This is a genomic window from Sneathiella sp. (assembly GCF_036844445.1).
GTDB lineage: Bacteria > Pseudomonadota > Alphaproteobacteria > Sneathiellales > Sneathiellaceae > Sneathiella.
The window spans coordinates 446,447-465,107 of sequence record NZ_DAIUFV010000001.1 but is presented as its reverse complement, the minus strand read 5'-3'; the positions used below and the strand labels follow the sequence as shown (position 1 = coordinate 465,107).

Sequence of the window (18,661 nt, the reverse complement as noted above, 5' to 3'; positions counted from 1 at the left end):
GCGCGCCGCGCAGGATCAGTCGCGGAAATTCACATATTGCAGCGGCTGCTCAAGGTTCAGCGACTTGCAGAAGGCGATGGTCTCCTGCAGATCGTCGCGTTTCTTGCCTGAGACGCGAAGTTCGTCGCCCTGGATGCTGACCTGGACCTTGATTTTCGATCCCTTGATCTCCTTGACCAGCTTTTTGGCAAGCTCCTTGTCGATGCCCTGGCGGACGACAACCGTCTGGCGCACGCTCTGCCCGGCCGCCTTTTCCGGCGTTTTGTAATCCAGCACGCCGGCATCGATCTTGCGCCGCGCCAGATGCCCCTGCAACAGCTCGTGCATCTGCTTCAGCTTGAGATCGTCATCGGCATGAATGGTGATCACCTCATCCGTCCGCTCGATGCGGCAGTTGCTCCCCTTGAAGTCATAGCGGGTTTCAATCTCGCGGCGGATATTGCCGAGCGCGTTATCCACCTCGGCGAGATCGGTCTTTGAGACAATATCGAATGAGGGCATGGGGTCTCTCCTTTATGGCTGTCGCTTAAGCAGACTGTTCCTTCGTTTTCTGAAAACGGATGGCGGGCCAGTCCTTTTCCGTCCGCTCCAGATGCCAGGCGTTGCGGGCGAGGAAAACCGGCGACTCATCGTGATCATCGGCGAGCGCCGCCTGATTGGCATCGATGAATTTCTTCATCTCGCGGTTATCCTCCGCCTCGACCCAGCGCGCGGTGTAAAGCTCGGTCGGCTGGAATGTCACCGGGATATCATATTCGGTGCGGATGCGGTCGGCCAGCACTTCGAACTGCAGGCCGCCGACAACGCCGACTACCCAGTCGGAGCCAAGGCGTGTCTTGAAAACGCGCGCCGCACCTTCCTCCGCGAGCTGGAAGAGCGCGCGGCCGAGATGCTTGGCGCGCATCGGATCGAGCGGGCGGACACGCTGCAGCAGCTCCGGCGCGAAGCTCGGAATGCCGGTGAAGCGGATATCCTCACCCTCCGTCAGCGCATCGCCGATACGCAAATTGCCGTGGTTCGGGATACCGATGATATCGCCGGGCCAGGCTTCCTCCGCCAGTTCCCGGTCCTGCGCAAGGAACAGTACGGGATTGTGGATATTGAGGGTTTTCTCGCTCCGCACATGTTTCAGCTTCGCGCCGCGGCGGAAATGGCCGGAGACCAGCCGCATAAAGGCAATGCGGTCGCGGTGCTTGGGGTCCATATTGGCCTGGATTTTAAAGATAAACCCGCTGACCTTCTTCTCCAGCGGCGATATTTCGCGGCCTGCCGTGGGTGCCGGGCGCGGGCTTGGCGCGGCTTCGGTCAGGCCGTTCAGCAGCGTCTCGACGCCGAAATTATTGACCGCGCTGCCAAAATAGACGGGCGTCATCGTCCCGTCGAGGAACGCCTGCATATCGAACTCCGGGCAAAGGCCGCGCGCCATCTCCACATCCTCGCGGAGCTTCGCAACCGCGTCGGCGGGGAGCAGTTCGTCAAGTTTCGGATCATCGAGCCCGTCGCAGGTGATGCCGTTATCGGCGGCCTGCGCGCTGCCCTTGGCGATCAGCGTCAGCCGGTCGTTGAAAAGATCATAGCAGCCGAGGAAATTCCGCCCCATGCCGATCGGCCAGCTCGCCGGCACGACGTCAAGCGCCAGCGTCTGCTCGATATCATCGAGCAGATCGAAGGGATCGAGCGCCTCGCGGTCGAATTTGTTGATAAAGGTGGTGATCGGCATATCGCGCAGGCGACAGACTTCAAAGAGCTTGCGCGTCTGGCTCTCGATGCCCTTCGCGCCGTCGAGCACCATGACCGCGCTGTCAACCGCCGTCAGCGTCCGGTAGGTATCCTCACTAAAATCCTCATGGCCCGGGGTGTCCAGAAGGTTGAAGGTCTTGCCGCGATAGTCGAACGTCATGACCGAGGAGGCGACGGAGATGCCGCGCTCGCGCTCCACCTTCATCCAGTCCGAATGGGCGCGTCGCGCCTCGCCCCGGCTTTTGACCGCGCCGGCGAGCTGGATCGCGCCGCCGAACAGCAGCAGCTTTTCGGTGAGCGTCGTCTTGCCCGCGTCGGGGTGCGCAATAATCGCAAAGGTCCGCCGGTTGGCAACCCGTTCTTCCAGCATCGTCATGATAGGTCCTGATCACCGGATCATCTCTCATATCCGGACATGAAGTGACGGCCCGCAGCCAACCCGCTGCAAGCCTGCGTTTAATTAAGCGGGTCGCGGTGAAAAATCAATCCTTGCCTTCGCTTGGGAGTGTGCAACAACGGACGGGACGCCCGCCGCCGGTTGGCAAGCGGCTAACGCTGCGCTATATCAGGCGGATGGCTTCCTCAAGCAAACCGAAGCTGCTTTCGAGTGGCAATCCGCAAATCCCGAAGGGCGAGGGCGACAAGCCCGTCAAGGCCTATATCAAGGCCATGCCCGGCTGGAAAAAAGATGTCGGCGAGCAGCTCGATGCAATTGTCGAAAGGGTCTTTCCGGAGGTAACGAAGGCCGTCAAATGGAACACCCCGCTCTATGGCAATGACGGCGGCTGGTTCTTCTCGATGTACTGCTTCAAGAAATACATCAAGCTCTCCTTCATGCGCGGCACATCGCTGAAACCGGAACCGCCCGTTTCCTCGAAAATGGACGGGATACGCTACTATCATATTTATGAGGACGCGCCGTGGGATGAAAAGCAGGTCACCGACTGGATCCGCCAGGCAAGCCGGATCCCGGGCGAGAAATTCTGACGGCGGCAGGTAAAAAGCCTGACGGGTCACAGGTGCAATCCGTCAGGCTTTGAAAATCATGCCGGGCGCGGCGACAGAGTGTCACCGCCCCCGATCGCGCGCCGCTCAGGCGGTCGGCAGCTTGTAATCTTTATATTCTTCACGCAGCTTGGTCTTCAGAAGCTTGCCGGTTGCGGTGTGCGGCAGTTCGTCGACGAACACCACGTCATCGGGGAGCTGCCACTTGGCGAGGCTTTTCTCCAGATGCCGGATCACATCGTCGCGGCTGACCGGATGGCCTTTCTCCTTCACCGCGATGACGAGCGGGCGCTCGTCCCATTTCGGATGCGGCACGGCGATCACCGCCGCCTCGACGATACCGGGGCAGCCGAGCGCCTCGTTTTCCACATCGATCGAGGAAATCCATTCGCCGCCCGATTTGATGACGTCCTTGGAGCGGTCGGTGATCTGCATATAGCCATCCGGATCGAGCGTGCCGACATCACCCGTGGTGAACCAGCCGTCCTTATCCAGAACATTGCCGCCCTCGCCCTTGAAATAACCGCTCGTGATCCACGGGCCCCGCACCTTGATATCGCCAAAGGCGACGCCGTCGCGCGGCAGCTCCTTGCCGTCATCGCCGGTGATTTTGAGCTCGACACCGAAGATCACCCGCCCCTGCTTGACGCGGATATCGGTCTTTTCCTTGTGCGACAGCCCTTCGTGCTTTTTCAGGAGATTGCCCGTGGTGCCGAGCGGGCTCGTCTCCGTCATGCCCCAGGCGTGGATGACCTCGACGCCATAATCCTGAACGAAGGTATCGATCATGCTCCGCGGCGCGGCAGAGCCGCCGATCACCGTGCGCTGCATGGTCGAGAATTTGAGCTTGTTCTCCTTCACATAGCCCAGCAACATCATCCAGATGGTCGGAACGCCGGCAGACAGTGTCACCCCTTCGCTTTCCATCAGCTCATAGAGCGAGGCGCCGTCCATCGAGGCGCCCGGCATCACCATCTTGGCGCCGCACATCGCCGCCGCGTAAGGGAGACCCCAGGCGTTCGCATGGAACATCGGCACCACGGCGAGGATGCTGTCACGGTTGCTGACGCCAAGCCCGTCATTGGCGCAGACGCAGTAGCTGTGCAGCACCGTCGAGCGGTTGGCATAGAGGACGCCTTTGGGGTTGCCCGTCGTGCCCGAGGTATAGCAGAGCGAGGACGCGGTCTTTTCATCGAACTGCGGCCAGGCGTAGTCGCCATTCTCCGCCTCGACCAGCGTCTCATAGCAGATGACATTCGGAAGCGACGTCTGCGGCATATGCGCCGGATCGGTCATGATAACAATGCCCTTGACCGCCTTCAGATGATCCTTCAGCGCTTCGAGCAGCGGCACGAACGTCAGATCGACGAAGATATATTTGTCCTCTGCGTGATTGATGATGTAGGCGATCTGCTCAGGGAAGAGTCGCGGGTTGATGGTGTGGCAGACCGCCCCCATGCCGGAGACACCGAAGTATATCTCCATATGCCGATAGCCGTTCCAGGCCAGCGTGCCGATCCGGTCGCCGAGCTTGACGCCGAGCCTTTCCAGCGCCTGCGCCAGCTTTTTTGCCCGCAGGTTGATGTTCCGATAATTCGTGCGGTGAATTGGCCCCTCGACACTCCGCGAAACGATTTCGACGTCCCCGTGATACATACCGGAATATTCGATAAGTGATGAAATCAGCAACGGCCGATCCTGAATTAGACCCAGCATATCAGTTCCCATGTTAGTTGAAGTATTAGACTTTCCTGCCAGCATAAAACTGCCGCCGCTTCAGGTAAAGTTTATTTGAGCGCTCGCGCGATATCGGCGCATCAGTGGCACGCGGGCCCGGAAGAATCTTTGACCCGTTTCAGGATTTCATTAGACTGGGCGGCAAAATTTCCGGGCAGACCGCCGCCCCTCGTGAAAGGCTTGAGAGAGACTATGTTTATAAACGGAAAATGGATCGCCGCCGCAAATGGCAAAAGCTTCGATGTCGAAAACCCCGCGACGGGGGACGTGATCCGGCAGGTGCCGGACGGCGGCGCGGCCGAGGCCGAGCAGGCGATTGAAGCGGCCGCCACCGCGTTCGAGAGCTGGTCGCAGACGACCGCCTACCAGCGCTCGGCCTATCTCTACAAGGCCTATCAGATCATGATCGAGCGCAAAGAGGATCTCGCCCGCATCATGACCGAGGAACAGGGCAAGCCGATCAAGGCGGCGCGCAATGAAGTGCAGTATGGCGCCGATTTCCTGCTCTGGTATTCGGAAGAGGCGAAGCGCATCAACGGTGAAATCCTCCCCTCCTCGCGCAGCGACCAGCGCTTCATGGTGCTGAAGCAGCCGGTCGGCGTGGTGGCCGCGGTCACGCCCTGGAACTATCCCATCTCCATGATCACGCGCAAAGTCGCGCCGGCGCTTGCCGCGGGCTGCACCGTGGTGTTGAAGCCCGCCGAAGCGACGCCGCTTTGTGCTATTGCGATGTTCGAAATTTTCGAGGCCGCGGGCATTCCGGCGGGCGTCGTCAATCTCGTGACCGCGCTTGACCCCAAACCCGTCGGGAAGGTCTTCACCAGCCATCCGTCGGTTGCCAAGCTCACCTTCACCGGCTCCACCAAAGTCGGCAAGATGCTGGCGGGGGAAGCGGGCGCCAATATGAAGCGCGTCTCGGCAGAGCTCGGCGGCCACGCGCCCTTCGTCGTCTTCGAGGATGTCGACCCCGCCCATGCCGCGAAAGGCGGCTCACTGGTTAAATTCCTGAACACCGGCCAGGCCTGCATCAGCCCGAACCGCTTCTTCGTGCAGGAAGGATCCTATGACGCGTTCGTCGAGACGTTCGCCGCCCGCGTTGCCGGAATGAAAGCGGGGAGCGGGTTCGAGGATGGCGTCTCGATCGGCCCGCTGGTTAACCAGGCCGCCGTCGACAAGGTTGCACGGCAGGTGGACGACGCCGTCTCAAAAGGCGCGCGGCTTGTCGCGGGCGGCTTTCCTCTGAAATCGAACAATCTCGACAAGGGCTATTTCTTTGCGCCGACCGTCCTTGCCGACGTGACGGAGGATATGCTGATCTACCGCGAGGAGACCTTCGGGCCGGTCGCACCGATCATCCGGTTTGAGGGTGAAGCGGAAGTCCTCCGCCGCGCCAATGACACCGAATATGGCCTTGCGGCCTATGTCTACACCCGCGACCTCTCCCGCGCCATGCGCATGTTCGAGGGCCTGCGCTTCGGTATCATCGGCATCAACGACATCAACCCGACCAGCGCCGCCGCCCCCTTCGGCGGGATGAAAGACAGCGGTCTTGGCCGCGAAGGCGCGAAGGAAGGCATCTTCGAATATCTCGAGACCAAGCTCGGCGGCTTTTCGATCTAGGGAAATCGAAGCGGGCGGCGGACGGCGAATGCGTCCCGCCGCCCCCTCACCCGATTACGCCGTTGATCCAGACGACGATGTCCGCCATCACCTCGTCGCGGTTGGTCTCGTTCAGCATTTCGTGCCGCCCGCCCGGATAGAATTTATGACTGACGCGGGTGAAGCCGTGCGCTGCATAGGCATCAAGCAGACGGCGAACGCCGCGCGCCGCCTCGCCGACCGGATCCTCGCTGCCGCTGAAAACATGGATCGGGAGATCCGACTTCATCGCGCGGAGCGCGGCCGGCGCGGCAATACGGAGCAGCGCGTCCATCACCCCCTCCCATGTGGCGAGCGAACAGTCGAACCCGCAAAGCGGATCGGCGATATATTTATCGACCTCTCCTTCATCGCGGGAGAGCCAGTCAAAATCCGTCCGGTTTGGCGCGAACGGCCGGTTGAAGCCTTTGAAAATGCCGCGAAGCTGCGGGTGATGCGCACGGGGGCCAAATTTCTTCACAGCGCGCCGCACGAAGGCGAGCCCCATCCGCGCCTTCAGCTTTTGCAGCCCCGCCTGCGGCCCGTTGCTGCCCGACAGTATAACGCCCTCTATGCTGTCGCCGTGGCGGGCGATATAGTCCTGCGCCATGAAGGAACCCATGGAGTGGCCGAAGAGAAAGATCGGCACGCCCGCATGCCGCGCCGCGATCTCCCGGTTGAGGCAATAAAGATCGCCGACGGCGGCGCGCCAGCCCGCCTCATCGCCAAGATGCCCGGCCGGCGTGCTGTCTGAGATATTCAGCCCGTGCCCGCGATGATCCGCGGCATAGACAATATAGCCAAAGGCGTTCAGCACCTCGGCGAAGCGCGCATATCGCCCGCCATGTTCGGCCATGCCGTGGGCGATCTGCACGGCCGCCTTTGGTCGCTCTACCTCGAGCCAGCGCCGGGCCTGCAACCGGGTGCCGCCCTCGCCTTCAAAACTGAACAGCTCGCTCATCCCGACGCTCCTCTCGCTGCTTCTTATTAGCCACAACCATTATAACCGGAACAAGAATATTAGGAGACGCGAAAGCTCTTTGACAGCCCGTCCGCATTGGGCCTACAACTAAAGTAAAGAAATCCACAGAGAACAAGAGGAATTTGCAATGTCCAGCCCGAGCCTACTACAGGGAAACTCCCTCGCCGCCCGTGATGTGCGGAGCATGATTCACCCCTACACCAACCTCTCGACCCACCTCACCGAGGGGCCGCTCATCATCCAGCGCGGTAAGGGCGTGCATGTCTATGACGAGGAGGGTCGCGAGTATATCGAGGGGCTGGCGGGCCTCTGGTGCGCCTCCTTCGGCTTCGGCGAGGAAGAGCTGATCAAGGCCGCGACCGAACAGATGCGCAAGCTCCCCTTCTATCACTCCTTCGCCAGCAAATCGACGGAACCCAGCATCCTGCTCGCCGAGAAGCTGCTGGAAGTTGCGCCGATGCCCTTCTCAAAAGTGTTTTTCGCGAACTCCGGCTCGGAAGCGAACGATACCGTCATCAAGCTCGTCTGGTACTATAACAACAGCCGCGGGCAGCCCGCGAAGAAGAAAATCATCTCCCGCCAGAAAGCCTATCACGGCGTCACCGTCGCGGCCGCGAGCCTGACCGGCCTGCCGCCGCTCCATAATGATTTCGACCTGCCGATCAAGAATATCCTCCACACCTCCTGCCCGCATTACTACCGCTACGGCAAGGACGGCGAGACGGAGGAGGAATTCGCCGCCCGCTGCGCCGCCGAGCTTGAGCAGTTGATCCTTGCCGAAGGCCCCGAGACCGTCGCTGCCTTTATCGCCGAGCCGATCATGGGCGCAGGCGGCGTCATCATCCCGCCCGCCACCTATTTCGGGAAGATGCAGGCGGTACTGAAAAAATACGACGTGCTGATGGTCGCCGATGAAGTGATCTGCGGCTTCGGCCGGACGGGCGAGATGTGGGGATCCGAGGCGCTCGGCATCCGCCCGGATATCGTCACCTGCGCAAAGGCGCTCTCGTCGGCTTATCTCCCGATCTCCGCCGTCATGATTACGGAGGAAATTTTCCAGGGTATGGTCAAGCAGAGCGAGAAGCACGGCGCCCTCGCCCACGGCTTCACCTATTCCGGCCATCCGGTCCCGGCCGCGGTCGGACTTCGCACCCTTCAGCTGATGGAGGAGCGCGATCTCCTCGCGCATGTGAGGAAAGTCTCAGTGCGCTTTAACGAGCGTTTCCAGGCGCTCGGCGATCATCCGCTGGTCGGCGAAGTGCGCTCCATGGGGCTGATCGGCGCGGTTGAACTGGTCGCCGATAAAAAGACGAAGCGCCCCTTCGATGCGTCCCGGAAAGCCGCGCCGAAGGCTTCCGCCGCGATGCAAGAGGCCGGCGTCATCAGCCGCGCGGTCGCCGGCGACAACCTCGCCCTCTGCCCGCCGCTGATTATTACGGAAGCGGAAATCGACACCATGTTCGATCGCTTCACGCAAGGACTTGATGTCGTCGCCGCGGCCGCGAAAGCCGAGAACTGGGACTGAGTTTAAGGGGAGTTGCGCGGCCGGCAGCGTTCAGACGTGCTGGCCGCCGTTGATATGCACTTCCGCCCCCGTCACATAGGATGAGGGCGCATCGCAGAGGAAATAGATGGTGGAGGCAACCTCCTCCGGCCGGCCGAGACGGCGGAGCGGGATATCCTTCACCAGCTCTTCTGTCCCCGGTGAGAGGATCGAGGTATCAATCTCACCCGGCGCGATCGCATTGACCCGGACGCCGTAGGGGCCGAAATCCGCCGCCATCTCCCGCGTCAGCGCGGCAAGTGCCGCTTTCGAGCTGCCGTAAGCCGAGCCCGCAAAACGATGCACCCGCCCGCCGGCAATCGAGGTCACATTGACGATCGCCCCCTTCGCCGCCACCAGTTCGTCAAACAACCCCTGCGCCAGCATCAGCGGCGCAAAGAGATTGACGTTATAAACATGCAGCCAGTCATCATATGACGAGTTGAGCGTGTTGAAGCGCGCACCCTCCGGCCCTTTGGGGGAAATGCCGGCATTATTCACCAGCGCATGCAGCAGGCCGCCGTCCAGCCGTTCGCGGATCTGATCGAGCGCGGCGGGCAGCGCCGTGATATCGGCAAGGTCTATCTGCAGATGATTCTTCTCTCCCCCCTCCCAGGGGCAGTATTCCGAGAAAGCCTGACGCGAGACTGTCAGCACCCGCCAGCCCGCGGCGCTGAAGCGCTTGACGGTGGCATGGCCAATTCCCCGGCTCGCCCCGGTAAGCAACAAGACTTTCTGCGTGTTCGTCATTCACCCATCCCTTTCGTGAAACCGAAGTCACGTTATGCACCGTATCATAGTCATCACCGCGCCGGGAGGGAAGCGATTGCATCGGCGCATGTAAAATCCTAGCGGTAAACTTGAAAAACGCGCTAGAATTCAGCACATATTGAAGTTCACTTTAACCAAACCCTGCCAGGTGCCCATGACAACACATCTTTTCAGCCATCGCGACTGTCTGTTCCATGACACCGGCCCGCACCATCCCGAGCGCGCGGATCGCCTGCGCGCCGTGCTGCACCAGCTCGATGCGGACAACTTTCCGGACCTCATCCGGCATGACGCGCCGCTCGGCACCGAGGATCAGATCGCCCTCGCCCATTCCGCCGCGCATATCCGTCATGTGACCGCCGCGATCCCGGCGTCGGGCACCGCGCATCTTGATCCCGACACGGTGATTTCGCCCGGCTCCCAGACGGCGGCGCTCCGCGCTGTCGGCGCAACCATCGCCGCAATCGATGTGGTGATGGCGGAAGACGGGGCCAATGCCTTCTGCGCCATTCGCCCGCCCGGGCACCATGCGGAAGCCGAGCGCGCCATGGGCTTTTGCCTTTACAATAATATCGCCATTGGCGCGCGTTACGTGCAGCAGAAATATGGCCTCAGCCGCGTCGCCATCATCGATTTCGACGTTCATCACGGCAACGGCACGCAGGAGATTTTTGAGAAGGATCCGGGCGTCTTTTACGCCTCCACCCATCAGGCGCCGCCCTTTTACCCCGGCACCGGGGAGGCCGGCGAGCGCGGCGTTGGCAATATCGTCAATGTGCCGCTTGCCGCCGGGGCGGGCGGGCGGGAGTTTCGCGAAGCCTATGACGCGGCCATCCTGCCGGCGCTCCATGCATTCCGCCCGGAGTTTCTCTTCATCTCCGCCGGATTCGATGCACATATCAAGGACCCGCTCGCCAATCTCATGCTGACCGGCGAGGACTACCGCTGGGTCTCCCGCCACCTGATGGCGGTGGCCGATCTGCATGCGAGGGGGCGCGTCGTGTCGCTGCTCGAAGGCGGCTATGATCTGGAGGGGCTGGCCGAAGGCGTCGATGCGCATGTGAAAGCGTTGCTCCGGGCCTGAGAGAAGGTTATAAGACGGCAAAGGAGAAATTATGTCTGATCCCATTAGCCAGAAGATACCCGACGACATCGCCGCGATGAGCTTTGAAACGGCGCTGCGCGAGCTTGAACAGATCGTTGAAAAGCTCGACTCAGGTCAGGTGGATCTTGACCAGTCGATCGATATCTATACGCGCGGCTCGCTTCTGAAAGCCCATTGTGAGGCGCGTCTTCGAAACGCCCAGGAACGGGTCGATAAAATCGTCGGGCGCGGCGACAATCTGTCGGTTGAACCGGCAAATGTTGAGTAAAGATGCCTCATACGGGGTTGCAACATTTTAATGGATGATGATTTCAACATTGCTCTTCGCCAGACCGCAGAGTTGATGGATCGGGAGCTTCGCGCCCTGCTGCCGCAAACCGAGGCACTCGAGAAGCCGTTGTTCGAGGCCATGCGCTACGCCGTGCTGTCGCCCGGCAAACGGATGCGGGCCTTTCTCGCGATCCAGTCGGCCGATCTCTTTGCCGTGCCGCGGCTGCATTCGGTGCGCGTCGCCGCCGCGCTCGAGATGGTGCACAGCTATTCGCTGATCCATGACGATCTGCCCTGCATGGACGATGATGATCTGCGCCGCGGCCTTCCCACAGTGCACAGAAAATTCGATGAGGCGACGGCGGTTCTCGCCGGCGACGCACTGCAGTCGCTCGCCTTTGAAACCATCGGCGACATGAAGACCCATCCCTCGGCCGAGATCCGGCTTCAGCTCGTCAACCGCCTCGCCCGGGCGATCGGCGCGCAAGGCATGGTCGGCGGCCAGATGATGGATATCCACGCCGAGACGACGCCGATCGATATCGCCACGATCACGCGGCTGCAACGGCTTAAAACCGGCGCGCTGATCAGCTTCGCCTGCGAGGCGGGCGGCATCCTCGGCCATGCCTCGCCGCCGCTGGCGCAGGCGCTCAAGGCCTATTCGCACGATCTTGGGCTGGCCTTTCAGATTGCGGACGACATATTGGATAAAGAGGGCAGCCCCGAGGAAATGGGCAAGGCGACAGGCAAGGATGCCGAAGCCGGCAAGGCGACCTTCGTCTCGCTCATGGGGCTGGAAGAGGCGCGGGCTCACGCCGCCATTCTGGTTGATCAGGCGATCGATCACCTGGAACCTTTCGGGCCGAAAGCCGATCTGTTACGACATGCGGCGCGTTTCAGCATTCATCGCCGCAACTGAGGACGGGTATTATTATGACGCAAAGACCGGACACTCCCCTGCTCGATACGATCAAGCTGCCGAAAGACCTGCGCGGGCTCAGTATCGCAGAGCTTACCCAGGTTGCGGATGAGTTGCGCCAGGAGGTGATCAGCGCGGTCTCGGTCACGGGCGGGCATCTCGGCGCCGGGCTTGGCGTCGTGGAGCTTACCGTCGCGCTGCATCATGTCTTCAACACGCCTGAGGATCGGCTGATCTGGGATGTCGGGCATCAGTGCTACCCGCACAAGATCCTGACCGGGCGGCGCGACCGGATCCGCACGCTCCGCCAGCCGGGCGGGCTTTCCGGCTTCACCAAGCGCTCCGAAAGCGAATATGACCCGTTCGGCGCGGCGCATTCCTCGACCTCGATTTCCGCCGGGCTCGGAATGGCGGTCGGGCGTGATCTGAAGGGGCGAAAGAACAACGTCATCTCGGTGATCGGCGACGGGGCGCTCAGCGCCGGCATGGCCTATGAAGCCATGAATAACGCGGGCGCCATGGATGCGCGCCAGATCGTCATTCTCAATGACAACGATATGTCCATCGCCCGGCCGGTCGGCGCGATGAACGCCTATCTCTCGCGCCTCCTCTCGGGCAAGCCCTATCGCAACCTGCGCGAAATGGCGAAACAGCTTGCCTCCCACCTCCCCGATCCGCTGGAGCGGACGGCGCGCCGCGCCGAAGGTTTCGCCCGCGGCATGGTGACCGGCGGCACGTTGTTTGAAGAACTCGGCTTCTATTATGTCGGGCCGATCGACGGGCATAATCTCGAACATCTGATCCCGGTGCTGAAAAACGCGCGCGATTCCCGGCAGGGACCGATCCTGATCCATTGCATCACGCAAAAGGGCAAGGGCTACCCGCCCGCGGAAGCCGCCGCCGACAAATATCACGGCGTCTCGAAATTCGACGTCATCACCGGCGCGCAGGCTAAAGCAACCCCGAATGCGCCAACCTACACCAAGGTGTTCGCCCAAAGCCTCATCCAGGAAGCGGAGCAGGACGAGAATATCGTCGCGATCACCGCCGCCATGCCGGACGGGACGGGTCTCGATCTGTTCGCGAAAGCCTTCCCCAAGCGCTGCTTCGATGTCGGTATCGCCGAGCAGCATGCGGTCACCTTTGGCGCAGGCCTCGCGACCGAGGGGCTGAAACCCTTCGTTGCGATCTATTCGACCTTCATGCAGCGCGCCTATGACCAGGTGGTGCATGACGTCGCGCTGCAGAACCTCCCCGTCCGCTTCGCGCTCGACCGGGCCGGGCTGGTCGGTGCGGACGGCGCGACGCATGCGGGCTCGTTCGATATCACCTATATGGCGACGCTGCCGAATATGATGGTCATGGCCCCCGCCGATGAGGCGGAGCTCCGGCATATGGTCGCGACCGCCGCGGCCTATGATGCGGGCCCTTGCGCCTTCCGCTATCCGCGCGGCGAAGGCGTCGGCGTCGATATGCCCGAGCGCGGCGAGGTGCTGGAGATCGGCAAGGGCCGCATGATCCGCGAAGGCGACCGCGTCGCCATCCTCTCCTTCGGCACACGGCTGCAGGAGGCGCTCCATGCCGCCGACGAGCTGGAATCGAAAGGCATTTCCACCTCCGTTGCCGATGCGCGTTTCTGCAAACCGCTCGATGAAGCCCTGATCCGCGATCTTGCCGCCCGCCACGAGGTGCTGATCACCGTTGAAGAGGGTGCGGTCGGCGGCTTTGGCAGCCACGTCGTGCAGTTTCTCGCCATGAACGGCCTCCTCGATGACGGGCTCAAAATCCGCCCGCTCTGCATGAAGGATATCTTCATCGACCAGTTGAAAATCGAGGATATGTATGAGATGGCCGGGCTCAACCGTCGGCAGATCATTGCGGCCGCCCTTGATGCGCTCGGCGCCGGCAAGGCAAGCTCGCGCGGTAATCTGAGCGCCCTCTGAAGCAAATGACGGCCTCTTCCGAACGGCTCGATCTCGCCCTTGTTGCGCGCGATCTGGTTAAAAGCCGGGCGCGGGCGCAAAGCCTGATCGCGGAGGGGCGCGTTTTTGTCGACGGCGAGATTGTGCGAAAGGCCAACCGCCGGGTGAGCGCGGCAATGGATATCACCGTCAACGCCCCCGAAATCGAATGGGTCGGCCGCGGTGCGCAAAAGCTCCTGAAAGCGCTCGATCATTTCAGGGTACCGGTTACGGGACGTATTGCCGCCGATATCGGCGCCTCGACGGGCGGCTTTTCCGAGGTTCTGCTCTCGCGCGGGGTCGCCCGGATTTACGCGGTGGATGTCGGCCATGGCCAGCTCGATGCGAAGGTCGCCGCAGATTCGCGCGTTATCAATCTCGAAAAAACCAACTGCCGCGATCTTGACGCGCGCCTGATCCCCGATCCGCTGAGTCTCATCGTTGCCGATCTCAGCTTTATCTCGCTCACCAAGGCGCTGCCGGCCGTCCTTGCCCTTGCCGCGCCCGGCGCGCATCTCCTCGCGCTCGTCAAACCGCAGTTCGAGGTCGGTAAAGGCAATGTCGGCAAAGGCGGGATCGTCCGCGATCAGGCGCTCGCCGAACAGGTTCCGCGCATAATCGAAGACTGGATCAATGCCGTTCCCGGCTGGGCGTCCATGGGCACGACGCCAAGCCCGATCCTCGGCAGCGACGGCAACCGGGAATTTCTGCTGGGGGCACGTTATGACGGAACTTGATCTCACAATCCTTGAGATCGGCTCCGGCGGCGACGGGATCGCGCAATCAGGCGGTCGGACGCATTATGTCCCCTTCACAGCGCCCAGCGAGCAGGTCCGCGCCCGCGTGGTGGAGGAGAAAAGCGGCGGCGTTTATACCGAACTTCTGGAAATCAAAGCGCCCGGCCCTGATCGCGTCAAAGCGCTCTGCCGGCATTTCACCCTCTGCGGCGGCTGCGCGATGCAGCACCTCACGCCTGCCTTCACCGCCGAGTGGAAGCGCCAGCGGATCATCGACTGTCTCCGCCGCGAAGGAATTCGGGATACCGAGGTGCTGGAAACACTCACCAGCCCGCCCCATAGCCGCCGGCGGGTCGAGTTTATCGCCTCCCGCCGCAAGAAAAGCGCCATGCTCGGCTTTCATCTTCGCCGCAGCCACCAGATATTCGATATCGGCGATTGTCCGGTCATCACCCCCTCCCTGCTCGCGCTCGTAAAGCCGCTTCGTGCGCTGATGAGCGAACTTCTCCCCCGCAAGAGCGATGCGCGCCTTCTGATCACGGAGACGGAACAGGGGCCGGACCTTCTCATAACGGCGGATATCGAGATGAATCTCGCCGCTCGCGAGAAGCTCGCGGGCTTTGCCGCGGAGCAGTCCCTCGCCCGCATCGCCTGGCGCGCCAGCATGAAAGATCTCCCCGAAGTGATCGCGGCGCGCCTTGCCGCCGAAGTCTCGCTCGGCGGCGTGCCCGTCCTGCTGCCGCCCGGCAGTTTCCTGCAGGCGACACAATTTGGCGAAGCCGCGCTTGGCGAGGTGGCCATTCCAGCGCTGCGGGACGCAAAGCGTATCGTCGATCTCTTTGCGGGGGCCGGCAGCTTCACCCTGCCGCTCGCCGTCCTTGCGCCGGTGCATGGGGTTGAGGGGGATGCGGCGCTCACGGGTGCGCTTCAGGCCGCCGCCAACCGGGCGCAGCGCCCCGTCAGCACCGAATGCCGCGACCTTTTCCAGCGGCCGCTGCTTGCGGCGGAGCTTGACCGCTATGACGGGCTGCTGTTCGATCCGCCCCGCGCCGGGGCAAAGGCGCAAAGCGAGGAGATCGCGAAATCAGAGGTGCCGACCGTCGTTGCGATTTCCTGTAATCCGGTGACTTTTGCGCGCGACGTGGCGATCTTGCAGGCCGGCGGCTATGCGCTTGGCTCCGTGCAGCCGGTCGATCAGTTTCTCTTCTCCCCGCATGTAGAGATGGCGGCGGTGCTGACGCGCCGCTGATCTTTGTTCCCGGGCAGCGAAAAGGGGCGCGCCGGCGCGCTCTGCGGCGAGCCAAAGATGGGGCCGCTGACATAATCAATCTGCATCCGGAACGCCGCGCGGGCAAGCTCGTCATTATCGAGCGCGCGCCAGATACATTTTAGCCCCTGTTCCCGCGCCCGGGTGAAAAGCGCGGCAATATCGGCAAGATCAAGGCTCTTGTGACCGGCGAGCGAAATGGCGAGAACCGGCAGGTCGGAGATGGCCGCAAAGTCGCGCCAGTGCAGATCCACCTCGAACACAAAGCCGCGCACGAGCGGGCGGAGCGAGGTGAAAATCTGCCGGTAGCGACTGTTGGGAACGCCGGTCGGAATATCGCGCACATTCAGGATCAGCCGTTGCGCGCTGTAATGCGGAAAAGCCGCGAGAAGGCGGGCATAGCGGCTTCGGAAATAGCTGTTGGCCAACGTCTCGAACTGGACGGAGAGAAACAGCGCAGGCTTTCGCGCCGGCCCGCCGAGCCTATTGACGGCCGTCGTCAGTTCCGTGAGCATGAGGCAATCAAGCTCGGCGCGGATACGGTGCGATCCGTCGCGCCAGAGATCCTCCGTCCCCGGCGCCTCGGTCACCTCCTCATCTGCCTCCCGGTCGATCACTTCGTAAAGGCCGACAAAGCTTTTCCGGTGGTTGATCAGCGGCCGGAAGCGCACGTCAAGCTCCGCCTCCCGCACTTCGAGATGCGCGCTCTCGCGCTGCTGCGCCTGACGGATCGCCTTCTGGAAGCAGCTCACCAGCTCCTCGAGGGAATGGATCGTCTCGAGGCCATCGAAATCCTCGACGGTAAGAATGGCAGCCTCGACCGAGATCAGCTCGCCGCCCGGCATTTCGCCAAACAGCTTGTTGACAAGATCATTGGCAATGACGCGGGCGCGCGCGATCGCATCGCGGCGGCTGGCATCGGCGAAGAGAAGCGCGAAATGACCGTCATCGAGGGGGACAAATATATCGTGCCGGCCAAGCTTGCGGCTGATATAGGCGGCGGCGATCTCCATAATATTGTCGCGGATGCAGCCCCACTGCGCACTGTAGCGCGCCTTGACCTCATCGAGACCGATAATCTGGATACTGCCGGTGACGAGGTTTTCGAGCGCCTCGCGATAGGTCTTGCCGAACGGGCGCAGAAAGGCGGTCGCCTCGCCGATCTCGTAATGCTCGACCTTGCGCGCCGCCGGATAGGGCTTCATATCGCCCATCCGCCGCCCCTGATTGTAGAAATCCGGGCTGACCGTCACGGCGTCTTCGGCCCCAATACCCGCCCGCTTTCTGTCCCGCGTCACCACCATCTCCACCCATCGCAAAGAAGATGCGATCCCTTCCGCCATGATCGCAGGCCGGAGTGTATAAATCGTTAATTTCAGACGGACGCAAGAGGAGGAAACAGCGGAAAATACGCAGTTGCGAAGAGGGAAAGGGGCGGCTATCTTGCCCGGACTTCCCGAAATGACGGCATCTGGAAAAAGGCGCAATGACGGACAAGCTGCATTTTCTCGACACTTCCGGCCTGCAATGTCCGCTGCCGGTCCTGCGCGCGAAAAAGACCATGGTCGCGCTTGGCAGGGGCGAGCGGCTGCATGTTGTCGCGACCGACCCCGCCTCCGTCATCGACTTCCGGCATTTCTGCCACGTCAGCGGCTATCGTCTCGAGAAGATGACCGAGGGCGACGGCACCTTCGAATATATCATCGAGAAGCCTTGAAGCGCGCTCAGCCGCGCTCCGTCACCGGCTCGGCGGCGCTACGGTCATTCCCCGAAGCCCGATCGCCCGCAGGCGGCATGAAGGGATCAGGCTCCGCCCCGCCGAAGCCGCGATAAACGGTGACCGAGGGAAGCGCAAACCCGGTCCCCGCCTCTTCCACGATCCGCTTGATTTCATAGGCGAGTTCCTGCTTGCTCTGCAGCCAGTCGCCCCAGACGATGCTGCGCGTGAAGCAGTAGACCATGATATCGATGCTGCTTTCGTTGAAGCTGTCGGTATAGACAAACAGCAGCGCCTCGCCGGGCTGCGCGAAATCCTCATGCCCGATCAGATAATTGCGGATGCCGTCGGTAATCTCCTGAAGCTGGCGGGTTGTCGTCGTGTAGCGAAGGCCGATTTTCCAGTAGATCCGGCGGAACGTCATTTCCGCGAAATTCGTCACCGCCCGGTCGGCGAAGGTGGCGTTTGGCACGATCGTCAGCGCCTTGTCGAAGCGGCGGATGGCGGTCGATCGAAAGCCGATCTTCTCGACGACCCCTTCGACGACCCCCTCAACCAGCACCCAGTCGCCAACCTTGAAGCGCTTTTCCGCGAGGATGAGGAAGCCACTGATCAGGTTCTTGAAAAGATCCTGCGCGCCGAGCGCGACGGCGACGCCGACGATGCCGAAGCCCGCAATAATCGGGCCGATCTGGATCCCCCAGAGCTGCAGGATCGTCGCAACGCCAAGACCAATGACAATCCCCTTCATCAGCTTGAGGAGGAAGCTGACCATCTCGGCAGAGAAAATTCTCTCCAGCTTGCCAAGCAAAAAGGCGAGCGGTGTGATGATACAGTAGAGCGCCCAGAAGATGTTGAAGACGATCAGCGAGCGGATGACGCGCCCGACAAAATCGGCGAAGTCGGGACTGTCGGAAAAATCGGGCAGCGACAGGGCAAAATAGACGCCGATCACAACCGGAATGAAGCGGATCGGATCCTTCATCGACATGATCAGTTCGTCATCGATCCGGCTGTTAGAGCGCGCCGAATAGGCGAGCGCGCGGTTGATGACGAAGCGGGTAAAAACGCCACGCACCAGCAGGGTGACGATAATAATGCCGAGGGCGATAATCAGGGAACTGAAGTCGAAGCCGCCGTAGCCTTCATGCCAGACTTCTTTAAAAACGTCCCATAAGTCTCTAACACTATTCAATTTATGCCTGCCTTCCGTCGCCTCTTGGATGGTTTGTAGAGGAAAAAATCTCCCCTTCAATACCGTCTGGCAGC

17 protein-coding genes are annotated in these 18,661 nt (G+C 61.6%); 10 read left to right on the top strand and 7 right to left on the bottom strand.

Annotation, left to right across the window (positions count from 1 at the left end):
• Positions 1-15 precede the first annotated feature (15 nt).
• Together V7Z56_RS02160 and V7Z56_RS02155 are read right to left on the bottom strand one after the other, a co-directional pair.
• The gene (locus V7Z56_RS02160; RefSeq protein WP_334127700.1) at positions 16-501 is read right to left on the bottom strand and encodes a YajQ family cyclic di-GMP-binding protein; all 486 of its coding nucleotides are present in this window, start codon (positions 499-501) and stop codon (positions 16-18) included.
• Positions 502-526: 25 nt separating this feature from the next.
• Positions 527-2,116: a peptide chain release factor 3 gene (locus V7Z56_RS02155; RefSeq protein WP_334127699.1), complete on the bottom strand. Its 1,590-nt coding sequence runs from the start codon at positions 2,114-2,116 to the stop codon at positions 527-529.
• A 197-nt stretch (positions 2,117-2,313) separates the two neighbouring features.
• Between V7Z56_RS02155 and V7Z56_RS02150 the strand changes: the two genes are divergently transcribed.
• Positions 2,314-2,727 carry a DUF1801 domain-containing protein gene (locus V7Z56_RS02150; protein WP_334127698.1) on the top strand — a complete coding sequence of 138 codons (414 nt, stop codon included), beginning with the start codon at positions 2,314-2,316 and terminating at the stop codon, positions 2,725-2,727.
• A 105-nt stretch (positions 2,728-2,832) separates the two neighbouring features.
• Here V7Z56_RS02150 and V7Z56_RS02145 read toward each other — a convergent pair whose 3' ends face one another.
• The gene (locus V7Z56_RS02145) at positions 2,833-4,473 is read right to left on the bottom strand and encodes a 3-(methylthio)propionyl-CoA ligase (protein ID WP_443023726.1); all 1,641 of its coding nucleotides are present in this window, start codon (positions 4,471-4,473) and stop codon (positions 2,833-2,835) included.
• A gap of 201 nt (positions 4,474-4,674) precedes the next feature.
• Here V7Z56_RS02145 and V7Z56_RS02140 point away from each other — a divergent pair, with 201 nt between their 5' ends.
• On the top strand, positions 4,675-6,102 hold the full coding sequence (locus tag V7Z56_RS02140; protein WP_334127696.1) for an NAD-dependent succinate-semialdehyde dehydrogenase: 1,428 nt from the start codon (positions 4,675-4,677) through the stop codon (positions 6,100-6,102).
• A gap of 46 nt (positions 6,103-6,148) precedes the next feature.
• Here the strand turns inward: V7Z56_RS02140 and V7Z56_RS02135 are convergent, their stop codons facing one another.
• Positions 6,149-7,081: an alpha/beta hydrolase gene (locus V7Z56_RS02135; RefSeq protein WP_334127695.1), complete on the bottom strand. Its 933-nt coding sequence runs from the start codon at positions 7,079-7,081 to the stop codon at positions 6,149-6,151.
• A gap of 148 nt (positions 7,082-7,229) precedes the next feature.
• On the opposite strand from V7Z56_RS02135, the gene V7Z56_RS02130 reads away from it, so the two are divergent.
• Entirely contained in the window at positions 7,230-8,627 is a 1,398-nt protein-coding gene (locus V7Z56_RS02130; RefSeq protein WP_334127694.1) for an aspartate aminotransferase family protein, read from the top strand.
• Positions 8,628-8,657: 30 nt separating this feature from the next.
• On the opposite strand, the gene V7Z56_RS02125 is transcribed toward V7Z56_RS02130, so the two are convergent.
• Positions 8,658-9,395: an SDR family NAD(P)-dependent oxidoreductase gene (locus tag V7Z56_RS02125; RefSeq protein ID WP_334127693.1), complete on the bottom strand. Its 738-nt coding sequence runs from the start codon at positions 9,393-9,395 to the stop codon at positions 8,658-8,660.
• Between the two features lie 175 nt (positions 9,396-9,570).
• Here V7Z56_RS02125 and V7Z56_RS02120 point away from each other — a divergent pair, with 175 nt between their 5' ends.
• From V7Z56_RS02120 to V7Z56_RS02095, 6 genes are read left to right on the top strand one after another with little or no spacing between them, the layout of a single operon-like run.
• Positions 9,571-10,500: a histone deacetylase family protein gene (locus V7Z56_RS02120; RefSeq protein ID WP_334127692.1), complete on the top strand. Its 930-nt coding sequence runs from the start codon at positions 9,571-9,573 to the stop codon at positions 10,498-10,500.
• A gap of 31 nt (positions 10,501-10,531) precedes the next feature.
• A complete protein-coding gene (locus tag V7Z56_RS02115; RefSeq protein WP_334127691.1) occupies positions 10,532-10,789 on the top strand; it encodes an exodeoxyribonuclease VII small subunit in 258 nt (85 codons plus the stop codon).
• A gap of 30 nt (positions 10,790-10,819) precedes the next feature.
• Positions 10,820-11,710: a polyprenyl synthetase family protein gene (locus tag V7Z56_RS02110; RefSeq protein ID WP_334127690.1), complete on the top strand. Its 891-nt coding sequence runs from the start codon at positions 10,820-10,822 to the stop codon at positions 11,708-11,710.
• A 14-nt stretch (positions 11,711-11,724) separates the two neighbouring features.
• Positions 11,725-13,653: a 1-deoxy-D-xylulose-5-phosphate synthase gene (gene dxs / locus V7Z56_RS02105; RefSeq protein ID WP_334127689.1), complete on the top strand. Its 1,929-nt coding sequence runs from the start codon at positions 11,725-11,727 to the stop codon at positions 13,651-13,653.
• Between the two features lie 5 nt (positions 13,654-13,658).
• Positions 13,659-14,408 (top strand): TlyA family RNA methyltransferase, encoded by a 750-nt coding sequence (locus V7Z56_RS02100; RefSeq protein ID WP_334127688.1) that lies wholly within the window; start codon positions 13,659-13,661, stop codon positions 14,406-14,408.
• A complete protein-coding gene (locus tag V7Z56_RS02095) occupies positions 14,395-15,657 on the top strand; it encodes a class I SAM-dependent RNA methyltransferase (RefSeq protein ID WP_334127687.1) in 1,263 nt (420 codons plus the stop codon). Before V7Z56_RS02100 ends, V7Z56_RS02095 begins: the two co-directional genes overlap by 14 nt.
• Here the strand turns inward: V7Z56_RS02095 and V7Z56_RS02090 are convergent.
• On the bottom strand, positions 15,603-16,973 hold the full coding sequence (locus V7Z56_RS02090; RefSeq protein ID WP_334127686.1) for a hypothetical protein: 1,371 nt from the start codon (positions 16,971-16,973) through the stop codon (positions 15,603-15,605). The two genes, V7Z56_RS02095 and V7Z56_RS02090, sit on opposite strands and share 55 nt — an antisense overlap.
• 188 nt (positions 16,974-17,161) lie before the next feature.
• On the opposite strand from V7Z56_RS02090, the gene V7Z56_RS02085 reads away from it, so the two are divergent.
• Positions 17,162-17,392 (top strand): sulfurtransferase TusA family protein, encoded by a 231-nt coding sequence (locus V7Z56_RS02085; protein ID WP_334127685.1) that lies wholly within the window; start codon positions 17,162-17,164, stop codon positions 17,390-17,392.
• A gap of 7 nt (positions 17,393-17,399) precedes the next feature.
• Here the strand turns inward: V7Z56_RS02085 and V7Z56_RS02080 are convergent, their stop codons facing one another.
• Positions 17,400-18,587, bottom strand: a complete 1,188-nt coding sequence (locus V7Z56_RS02080) for a mechanosensitive ion channel family protein (RefSeq protein ID WP_334127684.1) — start codon at positions 18,585-18,587, stop codon at positions 17,400-17,402.
• Positions 18,588-18,661 lie beyond the last annotated feature (74 nt).

What these genes read in the sequence shown, in the direction of transcription:
- V7Z56_RS02160 (WP_334127700.1), bottom strand. Translation starts at nt 501, where the DNA reads ATGCCCTCATTCGATATTGTCTCAAAGACCGATCTCGCCGAGGTGGAT.
- V7Z56_RS02155 (WP_334127699.1), bottom strand. Translation starts at nt 2,116, where the DNA reads ATGACGATGCTGGAAGAACGGGTTGCCAACCGGCGGACCTTTGCGATT.
- V7Z56_RS02150 (WP_334127698.1), top strand. Translation starts at nt 2,314, where the DNA reads ATGGCTTCCTCAAGCAAACCGAAGCTGCTTTCGAGTGGCAATCCGCAA.
- V7Z56_RS02145 (WP_443023726.1), bottom strand. Translation starts at nt 4,473, where the DNA reads ATGGGAACTGATATGCTGGGTCTAATTCAGGATCGGCCGTTGCTGATT.
- V7Z56_RS02140 (WP_334127696.1), top strand. Translation starts at nt 4,675, where the DNA reads ATGTTTATAAACGGAAAATGGATCGCCGCCGCAAATGGCAAAAGCTTC.
- V7Z56_RS02135 (WP_334127695.1), bottom strand. Translation starts at nt 7,081, where the DNA reads ATGAGCGAGCTGTTCAGTTTTGAAGGCGAGGGCGGCACCCGGTTGCAG.
- V7Z56_RS02130 (WP_334127694.1), top strand. Translation starts at nt 7,230, where the DNA reads ATGTCCAGCCCGAGCCTACTACAGGGAAACTCCCTCGCCGCCCGTGAT.
- V7Z56_RS02125 (WP_334127693.1), bottom strand. Translation starts at nt 9,395, where the DNA reads ATGACGAACACGCAGAAAGTCTTGTTGCTTACCGGGGCGAGCCGGGGA.
- V7Z56_RS02120 (WP_334127692.1), top strand. Translation starts at nt 9,571, where the DNA reads ATGACAACACATCTTTTCAGCCATCGCGACTGTCTGTTCCATGACACC.
- V7Z56_RS02115 (WP_334127691.1), top strand. Translation starts at nt 10,532, where the DNA reads ATGTCTGATCCCATTAGCCAGAAGATACCCGACGACATCGCCGCGATG.
- V7Z56_RS02110 (WP_334127690.1), top strand. Translation starts at nt 10,820, where the DNA reads ATGGATGATGATTTCAACATTGCTCTTCGCCAGACCGCAGAGTTGATG.
- dxs (WP_334127689.1), top strand. Translation starts at nt 11,725, where the DNA reads ATGACGCAAAGACCGGACACTCCCCTGCTCGATACGATCAAGCTGCCG.
- V7Z56_RS02100 (WP_334127688.1), top strand. Translation starts at nt 13,659, where the DNA reads ATGACGGCCTCTTCCGAACGGCTCGATCTCGCCCTTGTTGCGCGCGAT.
- V7Z56_RS02095 (WP_334127687.1), top strand. Translation starts at nt 14,395, where the DNA reads ATGACGGAACTTGATCTCACAATCCTTGAGATCGGCTCCGGCGGCGAC.
- V7Z56_RS02085 (WP_334127685.1), top strand. Translation starts at nt 17,162, where the DNA reads ATGACGGACAAGCTGCATTTTCTCGACACTTCCGGCCTGCAATGTCCG.